The organism is Hymenobacter cellulosivorans (genome assembly GCF_022919135.1).
Lineage (GTDB): Bacteria > Bacteroidota > Bacteroidia > Cytophagales > Hymenobacteraceae > Hymenobacter > Hymenobacter cellulosivorans.
The window spans coordinates 954,589-968,964 of the sequence record NZ_CP095049.1; the positions used below are offsets into that span (position 1 = coordinate 954,589).

Here is a 14,376-nt window from a genome sequence, read left to right on the forward strand (position 1 = left end):
TAGTCTCATCCAAAAAACTGCTTTAAGTAAGCTGAAAGCGTCTTTTTATCGAAATATTCAGCTTCTAATCCGTTTCTAATGCCCCTCTAATTCGGGCCTAATACGACCGGCGTACTCTTGCATATCGAACCTTTCCAAAGGATATGCAACGCCTCCTTTCCCTCCTAGCGGCCCTACTGCTGACCAGTGCTGCCTACGCCGCTCCGGAACCTGCCGCCCCCGATACTATCCGGCTCACGCTGCCCCAGGCCGAACAGCGCTTCGTGCAGAACAACCTCGCGCTGCTGGCTCAGCGCTACAACGTAACGGCCGCCGAAGCCCAGATTGTGCAGGCCCGGCTCTGGGACAACCCCACGGTGAGCATTGAGCAAAACACCTATAACCCCCAGACCCGCAAGGTGCTGGACGTGACCCGCACCGGCAACACCATCTTGGAGGTGCAGCAGCTGGTTGCCCTAGCTGGCCGCCGCAAAGCCGCCGCGGGCGTGGCCCAGCAAAACGCGCTGGTTGAGCAGTTCAGTTTCGAAGACCTACAGCGCAACCTGCGCTACCAGCTGCGCACCACCTTTTACGACCTGTACTTCAAGCAGCAGACCATCGGGGTGTATGACAAGGAAATCAGCACCTTCCAACGGACCGTAGCTCAATACCAGAGCCAGTACGACAAGGGCAACATTGCTCTCAAGGAGGTGATTCGGCTGAAAGCCTTCCTGTTTCAGCTCCAGAACGAAAAGCAGGCTCTGCTGGCCGACATTGCCAGTCAGCAGGCCGACTTCCACGTGCTGCTCCGCGACAACTCGGGCACCCATTACCGGCCTATAGCTGACCCAACGGCCCTGCGGAGCTTGAGTTTGGGAGCCTACTCCGAAGAACAACTGGCCGACACGGCCCTGGTGCAGCGCGCCGACTTGAAAGTGCGCAAGGCCTATGCCGAGCAACAAGCCCAAAACCTACGCTTGCAGCGCGCCCTAGCCACGCCCGACCTGGCCGTAGGCTACGTGTATGACCGGGCCGGCAACTACATCCAGAACTATAACGCTGTGACGCTGGGCGTGGCCGTGCCCCTGTTCAACCGCAACCAGGGCAACATCCGCACAGCCCGGGCCCTGACCGAGGGCAGCAAAGTCCTGCTCGACCAGCAGCAGCTGGCCGTGCAGAACGACGTGCGCCAGGCCTACCAGCTGGCCCGCCAGACCGACCAGCTCTACCAAAGCACCAACCGCGACACCGGCGACTTTGACCGGCTCATCGGCGGCATCGAGCAAAGCTACGCCAAGCGCAACCTGACCCTGGTGGAATTCCTGGACTTCTACGAGAGCTACAAAGCCAACCTTGTGCAGCTCAACAGCCTGCGGGCCAGCCGGGTGCGGGCCTTCGAACAGCTCAATTTCGCCGTCGGCCGCCCGGTGTTCAAAGCCGAGTAACCGGCCGCCGCTTTCTTCTCCAAACGACATTTCCAGCAACCTATATGAACCGCTTTGCCCCTCTCCTGCCTTTTGCCCTGAGCCTTACGCTGGCCGGCTGCTCCCAACACGAAGCTGATGTTAAACCCACGGCCGAGGCCGGCTTCTCCCTGTCGGACACGATGCTGCGGGAGCTCAAGATTGACACGGTGCACGCCCAGACGGTGCGCAACGAGCTGACACTGTCGGGCCAGATTGCCACCGACGGCGACAAAACGGCCAAGGTGTTTCCGCTGGTGGGCGGCGTGGTGGAAGACCTGCGCGTGGAGCTCGGCGACTACGTGCAGAAAGGGCAGGTGCTGGCCATCATCCGCTCGGGCGAAATTGCCGACCTGCAAAATCAAAGCAGCGCCGCCGGCACCGACCTCGATATTGCCCGCAAAAACCTGCAGGTGCTCGAAGACCAGTACCAGGCCGGCCTGGCCTCGGAGCGCGACGTGACCCTGGCCCGCAAGGAGCTGCAAAAAGCCCAGGGCAACGTGGGCAAGTCCAGAAAGCAGATGGGCGTCTACGGCGTGTCGGCCGACGGCAAATACACCATCAAGGCCCCGATTTCGGGCTTTATCACGGAGAAAAACGTGACGGAGAACATGCAGTACAACGACGACAACGTCAGCAACTTCTTCACCATCGCCAACCTCGACGAGGTCTGGATTATGGCCAACGTCTTCGAGTCCGACATCAGCAAGGTGAAGGAAGGCTACGCGGCCGACGTGACGACCCTCTCCTACCCCGACCAGCACTTCACCGGCAAAATCGACAAGGTGTTCAACGTGCTGGACCCCGAAAGCAAGGTGATGAAAGTGCGGGTGCGCCTCCAGAACCCCGGCTACCTGCTCAAGCCCGAGATGTACGCCCAAATCAAGGTGGAGAATACCAGCGGCAACCAGAAAATGCTGGCCGTGCCCGCCAAGGCAGTGGTGTTCGACAAGGACCGCAACTTCGTGATGGTCTTCAAGGACCGGAGCCACGTGGAAACCCGGGAGGTGAAAGTGGCCAAAACCGTGGGCGAGACCAGCTACGTGCAAAGCGGCCTGCAGGACGGGGAGCGAATCATTGCCCAGAATCAGCTGCTCATTTACGACGAGCTGAACGACTAAACAGACTTGCGGGGAAAGCCAGAACCCCACCCAACCCGCTGGCCGCGGCGCCGATAGTGCATCCCGCGTGCGAAAGAAACTGTCAGGCTGAACCTGCCACCCAGTGCCCCTGGAGCCCGGTGGCAGTGGTACCAAAGAGGTGGAGATGCTGTGGTACCCTCAGCCCAACTGACTTTCTAATTAACGATGCTGCAACGTCAGCACGCGGGATGCTTTGCGCTTCGGTCCAGCCTAATTACACATCCGTCAGCCCCGATTTATCATGGGTAAGTTCATCCAACACATCCTCGCATTTTCGCTTAAGAACCGCTTCTTCGTCTTCTTCATGACGGCCGTAATTGTTGCGGGCGGCGTGTATAGCTACCGGCACACGCCCATTGAGGCGTTTCCGGACGTTACCAACACCGAAATCACCATCATCACCCAGTGGCCGGGCCGCTCTGCCGAGGAAATTGAGAAGTTCGTCACGGCCCCCATCGAAATCGGGCTCAACCCGGTGCAGAAGAAAACCAGCGTGCGGTCCACCTCGCTCTTCGGGTTGTCGGTGGTGAAGGTCATCTTCGACGACGGCGTGGAAGACTTCTTTGCCCGGCAGCAGGTCAACAACCTGCTGGCCGGCGTGGATTTGCCCGACGGCATCGACCCGGAAGTGCAGCCGCCCTACGGCCCTACCGGCGAAATCTACCGCTACACCCTGGAAAGCAAGGACAAGTCCGTGCGGGAGCTCAAGACCATTCAGGACTGGGTGGTAGAGCGCAACCTGAAGGCTGTGCCCGGCGTGGCCGACGTGAACAGCTTCGGCGGCGAGGTGAAAAGCTACGAAATCAGCGTGGACCCGACCAAGCTGCAAACCTTCGGCATCACCCCGCTCGACGTGTACGAGGCCATTCAGCGCTCCAACATTAACGTGGGCGGCGACGTGATTCAGCAGGGCCAGCAGAACTTCGTGGTACGCGGCATCGGGCTGCTCAACAACATCAGCGACATCAACAACACGGTCATCAAGAACGTGAACGGGGCCCCGATTCTAATTAAAAGCGTGGCCCTGGTGCAGGAATCGGCCCTGCCCCGGCTGGGTAAAGTGGGCCGCGGCCTCAATGACGACATGGTAGAGGGCATCGTGGTGATGCGCAAGGGCGAAAACCCCTCCGAAGTTATTGCCAGCCTGCAGGCCAAGGTGCAGGAACTCAACGAGAAGATCCTGCCCGCAGGCGTGCAAATCAAGACCTTCTACGACCGCCAGCAGCTCATCGACTTCAGCACCGAAACCGTGCTCCACAACCTGCTCGAAGGCATCGTGCTCGTGACGGTTATCGTGTTTCTGTTCATGGCCGACTGGCGCACCACGGTCATTGTGTCGGTCATTATCCCGCTGGCCTTGCTGTTTGCCTTTATCTGCCTGCGGCTCAAGGGCATGTCGGCCAACCTGCTCAGCATGGGCGCCATCGACTTCGGCATTATCATCGACGGGGCCGTGGTCATGGTGGAAGGCCTCTTCGTGGCCCTCGACCACAAGGCGCACAAGGTGGGCATGGCCAAGTTTAACAATCTGGCTAAGCTAGGCCTCATCAAGAAAACCGGCCGGGACATGGGCAAGGCCATTTTCTTTTCCAAGGCCATCATCATCACCGCCTTGCTGCCGATTTTCTCCTTTGAAAAGGTGGAAGGCAAGATGTTCTCCCCCCTGGCCTGGACCCTGGGTTTTGCCCTGCTCGGCGCCCTGATATTTACGCTAACCCTGGTACCGGTACTGGCCAGCATGCTGCTGAACAAGAACGTGCAGGAAAAGGACAACTTCTTCGTGCGGGGCGTCAACCGCGGGGCCCAGCGCTTCTTCCGCCTGACTTACGGCCACAAGACCATCAGCTTGCTTGTGGCTACCGTGGTGGTAGTGGCGGGTCTGGGCGCGTTCAAATTCCTGGGCTCGGAGTTCTTGCCCGAGCTCAACGAAGGCTCCATCTACGTGCGGGCCCAGCTGCCGCTGAGCATCGGGCTCAATGAGTCGAACAAGCTCTGCAACGAGATGCGCCGGGTGTTTCTCTCCTACCCCGAGGTGTCGGATGTGGTGAGCCAGACCGGCCGCCCCAACGACGGCACCGACCCGACGGGCTTCTACAACAACGAGTTCCTGGTTCAGATCAAGCACACCAAGGAAGTGCAGGACAAGATGAAGCACGCCGCCTACCGTGAGCAGCTCATCGACAACATGAAGGGCCAGCTGGCCCGCTTCCCCGGCGTCAACTTCAACTTCTCCCAACCCATCATGGACAATGTGGAGGAAGCCGCCTCGGGCGTGAAGGGCTCCATTGCCGTCAAGATTTACGGCACCGACCTGGCCCTGATGGAGCACAAAGCCGGCGAGGTCTACAACGTGCTCAAGAACATTGAGGGCATCGACGACCTAGGGCTTTTGCGCAACATTGGACAACCGGAATTGCACGTCGAGCTGGATGAGCAGCGCATGGCCAGCTACGGCGTGAGCAAGGCCGACGCCAACGCCGTGCTGGAAATGGCCGTGGGCGGCAAGCAGGCCACCCAGCTTTACGAGGGCGAGCGGAAATTCCCGGTGCGGGTGCGCTACGAGGAACAGTACCGCCAGACGCCCGCCCAAATCAGTCGCCTGATGGTGCCCACTCAGGCGGGCAAAATGATTCCGATTTCGGAAATCTCGACCATCAGCCCCGTCAATGGCCCCTCCCTCATTTACCGCGACGACAACAAGCGTTTCTCAGCCGTGAAGTTCAGCATCCGGGGCCGCGACATGGGCTCGACCATCGAGGAAGCCCAGAAAAAGGTGAATCAGGTGGTGAGTTTGCCCAAAGGCTACTCCATGAAGTGGACCGGCGACTTCGAAAACCAGCGCCGGGCCACCGAGCGCCTCATGCAGGTGGTGCCCATCTCGCTCGGCCTGATCTTCTTTATCCTGTTCATCTTGTTCGGCAACCTCAAGGACGCCGGGCTAGTGCTGCTCAACGTGCCCTTTGCCATCATCGGTGGCATTGCCGCCCTACTCATTACGCACACCAACTTCTCGATTTCGGCTGGCATCGGCTTCATTGCCCTGTTCGGCATCTGCATTCAGAACGGCGTGATTCTCATCTCGGTCTTTAAGCAGAACATGCTCCGCAAGATGAGCCTCGACGCCAGCCTGCTCGACGGCGTCACGACCCGGGTGCGCCCGGTGGTCATGACAGCCCTGATGGCCACCATCGGCCTGCTACCGGCCGCGCTCAGCACCGGTATCGGCTCCGAAACGTCCAAGCCCCTGGCCATCGTCGTTATCGGCGGCCTAGTGACTGGCACGGTGCTCACCCTGTTCATCTTCCCCCTGATTTTCGAGCGGGCCTACCGGGCCGAGCACAGCAAATACGGTCCGCAGCAGCCGGAGGCCGTACCCGAACCCGAGCTGGTATTGCACTAGCATGTGGTGTTGTTGAACACAAAAAGGCCGGCAGGAATATTCCTGCCGGCCTTTTTCATTCGCCGCAAGCCGTGGGGCTAGTGCTGAATGCTGATGTTCTCTTCCAGTATTTCCTTGCCCTGAATCACCTTAATGTGGTACAGGCCGTTGGGTACTTTCGAGGTATCGAGGCGCAGCTCGCCCTGCCGGGTTTGCTCTACTTTCACTTGCTTGCCCCGACCGTCATAGAGCTCCACCCGGAAGTTCTGGAAGTCGTAGGCCGACTGCTCCTGGGTGCCTGCTTCGGTCAAGCTGCTCACAACCTCGCCGCTGGTACGGGCCGGATCTTTGGAGGTGATGAGCAGGTAGTTATCCGAGGGGTTGGGGTACAGGCTGATGCGCTGGGCGTCGGGGCGCACGTAGCCGCACTTAGGGAAGGTGCGGTACACGGTCCGGCTGGCGGTAGGCGAGTTGCCGCCGTTGCAGGAGTTGTTTACCGTCACTGAAACGGGCACGTTGTTGTAGTACTGGTCAATCCAGACCGTAGCCGTTTGGCTACCATCGAAGTACGTGTCTGGGTAGCCGTCGATGGTCCAGCGGAAGTTGCTGCCGATATTGGTACCGGTTGCCGTCAGGCGGTACTGGGCTTCGCAGAGGTTGGAGTTGACAATGGTTGAGGAAATCGTAACCGTGGCCGTGTTGCACGTTACCGGAACCGAGCCGCAAGCCAGGGTGCCCAGGTTCAGGGCCGGGTTAGCCGTAGGATACGCCCCGCTCTGCACCGTGTACTGCCCACCGGAGGCCACCACGATGCTCGCCGAGTTTTCGACGCAGACGTAGGCACCGGGCTCCACAATTACCTGCCCATACACGTTCAGCACCGAGCCGGCCCGCACCACCAGGGTAGCACCGGGCTTGATGCGCAGCACCGAGCCCACGTTTACATCTACCCGGCCCCCGGAGCGCAGGTCGAGCAGGCTCTTGTTGTTCATGTTCAGGCTGGCCGTGTAGCTGCTGCTGACGCCCACGGCGAAGATGCCACCACTGTTGAGCTGCACCACCGTGCCGCAGTTGGAGGTGTACATTTCGAAATTGCCGGGGCCGGGCGCTGCTTGCGTAGCCGAAGTACCGCCGCTAGCGGGCAGATACCCGTTGTTGATGTAGAGCTGCCCACCGCTGTTTACCTGCACCGAGGGCAGCAGGCGCCGGTAGGCGTTGCCGAAGTTGTACACCGTCGACAGGCTCTGAGGCAGGGCCGTGTTCGACTGGGCCAGCTCATTCAGAATCCAGCTGGTGTTGTTGGAGTAGTACGAGGTGTTGCCCTGGTACGAGCCGGTACCATTGGTTACCTGCACGTGCGGCTCACTCTGGGAAGGCGCGAAGTAAGCGTCGAAGGCGTACTTGGTGCGGTCGGGCCGGTCGGCGGCAATGTTGGCGGCCACGTTGTAGTTCAGGTTAGGACTCCACACCGGGCCCGCCACGAAGGCGTCGATAACGCTGATAGTCGGCATGAAGGTGTGGAACTCCGGGCCGTTGTTAAACAAAGCCGGCTTCTGGCTCCGGATAATGCCGGCCGTGCGGTAGGTAGAACCCGGCGCCGTATCGTACTGTGGCATGCTGGGCGACACCTGCTTGTAGTGCCATTTGAGGCTGTACTGCTTGGAGTAGCGGAAAATAACGTTGTTGTTGCCCCGTGAGGAAGCGCCGGGAATGGCGTAGGCAAAGGCGTCGCCGGTGCCCAGGGTAAGAATATTGTGCTGGTTGATGCTGAGCAGCTCCATGCCGGGCCAGGAGCCGGGCATAAACGAGGCTTGACTGTTGCCGTTGGCTACGGCCACCCGGCGCAGCAGCGAAGGATAGCTGTTGGCTGAGTTCTGCCAGGCCTGCCACTCGTTGCGGTACGACATGGCCGCGCCGTCGTCGAAGTGGTAAATCAGCATCTGCCGGCTGGCCAGGGTGCGCAGATCTTCCCGGGCTTCCTTAGCACTACCCGACCCAATCCAGACGTCGGCCAGACGGTCGACCATGTATTGCAAGCCCAGCGGAATGTTGGCGCCGCGGTGGGGCGAGTCCATCGAAACGTAGAGCTTGGAGTTGTGACACAGGTTTTGCTGCTCCATCCAGGCCAGGGCAAAGCGCGACACCTGTCCGCCCATGCTGGCTCCCATCACCACCGACTCTTGAGCATCGGCAGCGCGGTTGGCGGAGTTATTAATATAGTCGAGCAGTTCGACCAGCACCATGGCGTTGTTCTGGATCAGGTCGGCGCCGTCGGTGAAGTCCAGGTACACCACGTCGTAGCCTTGCTGCTGCAGCTCGGCCCGCAAAGCCGGCAGCTTTTCCAGGGCCTTATAGTCGCCGTTGTAGTCGACCATTTCGTTCCAGCCGGCTTCCCCGTTGCGGAAGATACCCGTGCCACTACCGTTGAAAATACAGCCCGTCGATTGGAAATTAGACAAAGGCACCGGGCCGGTGGAGGCGGGAGCATAGTTAAAGCAGGAGCTGCCCGCCCGCATTTTGCGGAAGTCAATACCTTCCACAAAAATCAGGGGCTTGCGGAATTTGCCGCTGGTATTGCCGTTGCCCCATTTCACCCAGGCCATAGCCCGGGCCCGGGGCAAAGAACCCCACAGGCGCGAGGCCGCGAGGCCCAGGGCTAGGTCGGGCTGAATGGAAGCCGTACGAGCCTGCTGTACGGTGGTCGTGGCGTAAGCGCCATCGGCGTATACCCACACCTGCTGCTGCTGAAGCGAAGCCGAGGCGCTGCCCGTGCCCGCCGCATCGGTGCCGACAGTGGAGCGGGAGTATACTTCGTTGTTGTTCCATACGGCCGTGGTGGAAGTGCCCATGGTTTGCGGCTTCCAGCCGCTGCCGTCGCCGGTGTCCAGCCACACGTCCTTGGTCGTGTGGTTGCCGAAGCAGAATTCCGGGCCGATGTATACTTCGTAGCTACCGCTGTATTTCTCCACCGGCAGAGCCGTAGCAAACACCCGGCCCTGGGTATAGGGGCTGCGGCTCCAGTCGGGCCCGTCGTACACCTGGGCATTGACCGAGTCGATGGTTATGAGTTTCTGATTGGCCGCGTCGGGCAGCAGCTTGTCGTATTCGTAGTTAAGCACCAGCAGGGGCACCTGGCCGGCCTTCAGCTTATTTTGAATCCGGCCGCGCAGCTCTTCCAGCGTTGGCAGGCTGCTCCGGTCGAGCGAGGCCAGGTAAAACTCGGTGTACTGCTGCTCCCAGTTGTCGTAGCTGTTGACGGCTTCGGCGTTGCCAGTGAAGTTTTCGGGCTTACTGACTGGCATTGCCAAGTCGTACAGCACCCGGGTCTTGATGCGGGCCGGGTCCAGGGTATTCAAGCTGGCCTGCAGCTCCTGCGTGATAGTGGTGGTGGGCTCCTCCTGGCCAAACGAAGGCAGGAACATCCCCAGCATCCCAAGGATTAATAACGGTTTTTTCATAAAAATAGCTAAATAGATAGGGTACTAATAATAGAGGTTGAAAATAAAATATTAGAAGTGAATAGTAACAGTTTGCGTATCAAGAGAAGGCACCAGTAAGTCCTGGCCCCCCGTTAATTTCTGCCCGTTTTCAGCTTGAATTTCCCAATTAATTCGGCGCTTTTCGCCCGCGTCCAGCATCCGGATATGGGTCGAAGTCACGGGGTAGTTGAATTCATCCACATTGCTGCCGTAGCCATACACGCGGATGATGGCGCGGGAGCTGGGTGGGTCGTCAAGCAGGTGCAGGCGCAGGTAGGCTGGGGCTTGTACCGGTACCCGGAGCCCTTCCCGTGGGTGGCGTCGGCTGAGTACGGGTGCCTCGCTCCAGAGGGTGTGGTAGGCCGGTGGGGCCTGGGCCAACAGCAGAAAATGCGCCCGTTTGGGTAGCACTGCATCAAAGCTAAACCGCCCCTGGGCATCCGCAGCGTGGGTTTTGCCGGTTGAGCCATAGCCGCCTACCGCCAGCCCACTACCCGCTTGGGCGTAGAGCTGTACCGTAGCGCCCGCCACGGGCTGGGCCGTGTGCCGGTCTACCACCTGCCCCGAAACCCGGAGCGGCAACTTCGCAGAAAAAGGGAGGGCGCACCCGCTCAGTAGCCCCAGTCCGCCGGTGGCGAACAGGGTCAACAGGTACCAAAAAGAGCTTGGCAAGGGATAATAGAATAAGTAAAAATAAAATAAAGTATACGCGAAATCAGCCCAGGAAATATCCTTGGTTTTTACTTTGAAAGCAGGAAGCTTGGGAGAATTAAATAATTAGTCTAATAGGTAAATAGCGAGGAAAGAAACCGAATGAATAAGCGTGCTATCGAAATAAAATGAAGTACTAATTGGGACGTTATTATAGCAGGTATTCCGGGCCCCGACTGGAATACGCATGCAAGGTAATAGGAATATTTATAATCCAAAATAAATTTTCAAACTCCGACAATAACTTTACAAACTCCAATTTCCTCCGGAAGCGGCGGAAAGTACTTCTCCCGCCGCTTCCGGATTCTGGCTTAGCGCTCCAGCTTGGCCCCGGGGTCCACCGTGACGCGGGCGGGCGTATTGGATACGGCCCAGCCGGTGGCGTACATCCAGCGCGTCATGCGGGCCAGCTTGGTGATGTCGATGCGCGAGGCCTCGTCGCGGGGCGTGTGATAGTCGGGGTGGAGCAAGGTGGTGAAAAACAGGCCCGGAATACCCGCTCGCACGTAGGGCACATGGTCGCTGCGGAAGAACCAGCCCTCGGGGTGGTCGGGGCTGTCCCAGGAAGTGTCGAGGCTAAACTTAGTGAACTGCTGGTTGGCTTTGAGCGCCATATCCACCAGGGGTGTGGAATTGCGGTGGGGACCGGTAGAGCCCAGCAGTGCCGCCGAATCAGGAGCATTGCGCCCGATCATGTCGCCATTGAGCACGGCCACGATGGACGACTTGGCGACGGTTGGATTTTCGGCATAGTAGCGGGAGCCCAGCAGGCCGCGCTCCTCGGCACCGTGCCACACAAACAGCGCCGAACGTTGGCCCGGCCGCTTTTTCCAGGCCCGCCCGATGGCCAGCATGGCTACGCTCACCGTGGCATTATCGTCGGCCCCGTTCCAGATAGAGTCGCCAGCCACGGGCGTGCCGATACCGTCGTGGTCGTGGTGGCCGCTAAAAAGCACGTTTTCCTTGGCCTGCGCCAGATCAGCGCCGGGTGCCCGGGCAATAACATTGACCGACGGATACTCGAAGGTTTCCATTCCGAGGTCGGCCTTAAGCGTGGCGGTACCCAGCTGAAAGTACTCCTGGGCGGCCTGCCGCAGCAAAATGACCGGCGCGGCGGGCGTAGCGACGGGCATGGAGGGGAGTTGGTAGAGGCCATCCTGGTAGCGGTGACCCACAAAGCCCAACTGAGGCTCGGCCGTGGCGTTGGCAACCAGCAAAATAGCCGCAACCCCCTTGGTTCGCAGCGCCGCGCTTTGCTTGCTTAGGGCCGCCAAGATGTAGCGGTAGCCCCACAAGCTCATCTTGGGCGCCGGCAGCGGTACCGGCGACAACAGCTTCATGGCTACTACCTTGCCCCGCAGGTTGCGGCCCGTGGTATCGGCCATGCTGTTGAGCCATACCACCGGCGCGTTGAGGTGGGCTTCCACCGGGGCCGTTACCCAGGCATCCTGCCACAGGCGCAGCGGCTGGCCGTTGAGCTGAATGCGGGTGTCGGCGGAAACGGTGGTGCGGCGCAGCTGATAAAACTGGAAGTAGGTGCCGTTGTCGCCGGCCGGTTCTAGGCCAATCTTGCGGGCCCGCTCGGCTACCCACACGGCGGCACGCAGCTCGTCGGGAGTGCCGGCGCGGCGGCCCCGCAGACTGTCGCTGGCCAGCTCAAACAGGTCCTGACGCAACTCGCCCTCCTTGATGGTAGCAAAGGCGGGCGGCGCGGTGGCGGCAATGGGCCGGCGGGCACAGCTGGCAGCCAAGCCCCCAACCAGCAACAGGCCAACCAAGGATTGCACAAGAGAAGCCAGCGGCGAGGAGAGTTTTTTCACGGGGCGACAAACGGAGAGGTGAAGCCCGGCACGACGGGCGGCAGCCGCAAGCTACTACGGCCGCAGCCTTGTACGCAACTCGGCTCCGCATGGGCCATCGGCTGCGCCCACCCGATTTAAGGCATGCACTTATAGTCGAGGTAACGGCCACTGCGGAGCTTGTCGTCGGCACGGTAACTGGGGAGCAGGAGTAGCTTCGTTCCGCCCACACCCTGCCTAAGTTCGGGATGTAAGCAGCTTGCCTGCTGAGAGGGCAATCCGCTGAGCGCAAAGGCAAAATAACATATTAGCCATGTAATATACTGTTCGGCTAATAGTTGTTTCTTACTTTTACACATGCGGAAACTACTTCCCATACTATTTTTAGGTTACTGCACGTTGCTTAGCGGGTGGGCGCGGGCGCAAAGTCCGCAGACGGCCGGGTTGCGCACGGCCCTGGCCCGAGCCTCTCATGACACGACCCGCGTGCTGGTACTGGCCGACCTGAGCGCCTCCTACCGCTATTCCCGCTTCGACTCGGTGCTGTGGTACGCCCGGCAAGGACTGCAGCTGGCCCGCCGCATTGGTTACGCTAAAGGTGAAGGCCGCTGTCTGTCGCGCCTGGGCATTCTGATGAGTGAGCGGGGCAACCTGCCCCAAGCCTTGCGCATCGATTTGCAAGCCCTGCAACTCCACGAGCAAAGCCACGACCCGGAAGCCACGGCGCGCACTCTCAACCAGATGGGCCTGCTCTACCACGCCCTGGAAGACTACCGCCCGGCCCTGTCATATTATTTCCGGGCTAAAAGGATTTACGAGCAAGGATTCGGCGACGATTCCCAGCTGATTAGCGTGCTGACCAACCTGGGCGCCAGCTACGAGGGTCGCCGCCAACTCGACTCGGCCCAGTACTTCCTGAACCGTGCCTACGACCTTACGCGCCGCTCCCAAACCGTGCACCAGAGCTGCTGGGGCACCCCCTTGCCCTACGTGCTGCGGGAGCTGGGCCTGTTACGCGCCTCGCTCGGCCAGCCCGCTGAGGCCCTGACCTACTACCGGCGTAGCGCCCAGGCCTCGTTTCCGGAAAATGACCGGCGCAGCGCCTGCCGGGCCTATCAATACATGGCCGAGCTGTACCACAGCCGTCAGCAACTCGATTCGAGCGTGTACTACGCCCGTAAGTCCTTGGTGCTGGCCCAGTCGCTGCCGTTTATCATCGGGGTGGTGCACACCAGCCAACTGCTCACCGAAGCATTCCAGGCCCGGCAGCGCACCGACAGTACGCTCAAGTACATGCACATTATGCTGCAGGCCGAAGACAGCTTGTATAATCCGCAGCGCATCAAGCAGCTCGATGCCATCGGGTTTGCCGAGCAGCAGCGCCTGCGGGAACTGGAGCTGGAACGCACCCAGTTCGAGGCCCGCAACCGGCTCTATATTCTGGCCGGCGTGCTGGGTAGCCTGATTTTGCTTGCCCTGCTTTTGTGGCGTAACAACCGCCTGCAGCAGCGCGCGAATGCCCGGTTATCGGAGCTCAATGAGGAAATTACCAGTCAGCGCGACAGTCTGGGCCGGATGCTGCACGAGCTCAAAATCACCCAGAGCCAGCTGGTGCTGCGCGAGAAAATGGCGTCTTTGGGCGAGTTGATGGCCGGCGTGGCCCACGAGATTCAGACACCCGTCAACAGCATGCGCGACCTGGCCGGCGTCAGCGCCGACGTGGTGGAGAGCCTGCGCCGGGAGCTGGTCAGGCCCGATGCAGTAGCCGAGCCCGACACGGTAGCCGATAACCTACAGACGCTGAGCCAGTACCAGCAGAGCATTGTGCGCTCCAGCCAGCGGGCAGCATCCATCGTGACTGGCATGCTGGAATACTCGAGCACCAGCCCTGGCCCCCTGCAGGCCACCGACGTCAACGCCTTCGTGGAGGACTACCTGCGCCTGACCTACCACGACACCCGGGCCAAAAACCGCTCTTTCTACGCGGCCCTGCTACCCACGCTCGACCCGACCGTGGGCAACCTTTCCATCATCCGTCACGACCTGGGCCGGGCACTGATCAGCTTGTTTACCAACGCTTTTCACTCCGTGCAGCAGCGCCAATTGCTTTACCAGGAAGGCTACATCCCGCAGGTGGCCGTAAGCACGCGCAAGGTGGGCTGCTACATCGAAATCCGGGTGCGCGACAATGGCCTGGGCATTCCGCCCAAGCTGCTGCCCAAGGTATTTGAGCGGTTCTTCACGACCCAAGCTCCCGAAGTCGGCTCTAGCCTGGGGCTGGCTTTAAGCTACGACTTGATAACTAAAGGGCACGGCGGAACTCTCACGGTAGAAAGCCAGGAAGGCGAGTACACCGAGTTTGTCGTCACCCTGCCTCTGACGGCCCAGCCCAGCCTCGCGGTCCCGGCCGCCGCGGGCTAGAGG

Annotated in this window: 7 protein-coding genes; 4 read left to right on the forward strand and 3 right to left on the reverse strand. The window is 60.2% G+C overall.

Features of this window, described 5'->3' with window-relative positions:
* Window positions 1–143 precede the first annotated feature (143 nt).
* The 3 genes from MUN80_RS04075 to MUN80_RS04085 all read left to right on the forward strand — a co-directional run bounded on the left by MUN80_RS04075 (window position 144) and on the right by MUN80_RS04085 (window position 5,984).
* Window positions 144–1,424: a TolC family protein gene (locus MUN80_RS04075; RefSeq protein ID WP_244719975.1), complete on the forward strand. Its 1,281-nt coding sequence runs from the start codon at window positions 144–146 to the stop codon at window positions 1,422–1,424.
* A gap of 44 nt (window positions 1,425–1,468) precedes the next feature.
* Window positions 1,469–2,563: an efflux RND transporter periplasmic adaptor subunit gene (locus MUN80_RS04080; RefSeq protein WP_244719978.1), complete on the forward strand. Its 1,095-nt coding sequence runs from the start codon at window positions 1,469–1,471 to the stop codon at window positions 2,561–2,563.
* Between the two features lie 262 nt (window positions 2,564–2,825).
* Window positions 2,826–5,984: an efflux RND transporter permease subunit gene (locus MUN80_RS04085; protein ID WP_244719981.1), complete on the forward strand. Its 3,159-nt coding sequence runs from the start codon at window positions 2,826–2,828 to the stop codon at window positions 5,982–5,984.
* Between the two features lie 77 nt (window positions 5,985–6,061).
* Here the strand turns inward: MUN80_RS04085 and MUN80_RS04090 are convergent, their stop codons facing one another.
* The 3 genes from MUN80_RS04090 to MUN80_RS04100 form a co-directional block, all read right to left on the reverse strand.
* Window positions 6,062–9,421, reverse strand: a complete 3,360-nt coding sequence (locus MUN80_RS04090) for a T9SS type A sorting domain-containing protein (protein ID WP_244719984.1) — start codon at window positions 9,419–9,421, stop codon at window positions 6,062–6,064.
* A gap of 51 nt (window positions 9,422–9,472) precedes the next feature.
* Entirely contained in the window at window positions 9,473–10,024 is a 552-nt protein-coding gene (locus MUN80_RS04095; protein ID WP_244719987.1) for a hypothetical protein, read from the reverse strand.
* Between the two features lie 440 nt (window positions 10,025–10,464).
* On the reverse strand, window positions 10,465–11,973 hold the full coding sequence (locus MUN80_RS04100) for a M28 family peptidase (protein WP_244719990.1): 1,509 nt from the start codon (window positions 11,971–11,973) through the stop codon (window positions 10,465–10,467).
* Window positions 11,974–12,309: 336 nt separating this feature from the next.
* Between MUN80_RS04100 and MUN80_RS04105 the strand changes: the two genes are divergently transcribed.
* Window positions 12,310–14,373 carry a tetratricopeptide repeat-containing sensor histidine kinase gene (locus MUN80_RS04105; RefSeq protein WP_244719992.1) on the forward strand — a complete coding sequence of 688 codons (2,064 nt, stop codon included), beginning with the start codon at window positions 12,310–12,312 and terminating at the stop codon, window positions 14,371–14,373.
* The last annotated feature ends 3 nt before the right edge of the window (window positions 14,374–14,376 follow it).

Bases quoted from the DNA above. Each gene is read 5' to 3' on its own strand.
- MUN80_RS04075 (WP_244719975.1), top strand. From the start codon at position 144: ATGCAACGCCTCCTTTCCCTCCTAGCGGCCCTACTGCTGACCAGTGCT.
- MUN80_RS04080 (WP_244719978.1), top strand. From the start codon at position 1,469: ATGAACCGCTTTGCCCCTCTCCTGCCTTTTGCCCTGAGCCTTACGCTG.
- MUN80_RS04085 (WP_244719981.1), top strand. From the start codon at position 2,826: ATGGGTAAGTTCATCCAACACATCCTCGCATTTTCGCTTAAGAACCGC.
- MUN80_RS04090 (WP_244719984.1), bottom strand. From the start codon at position 9,421: ATGAAAAAACCGTTATTAATCCTTGGGATGCTGGGGATGTTCCTGCCT.
- MUN80_RS04105 (WP_244719992.1), top strand. From the start codon at position 12,310: ATGCGGAAACTACTTCCCATACTATTTTTAGGTTACTGCACGTTGCTT.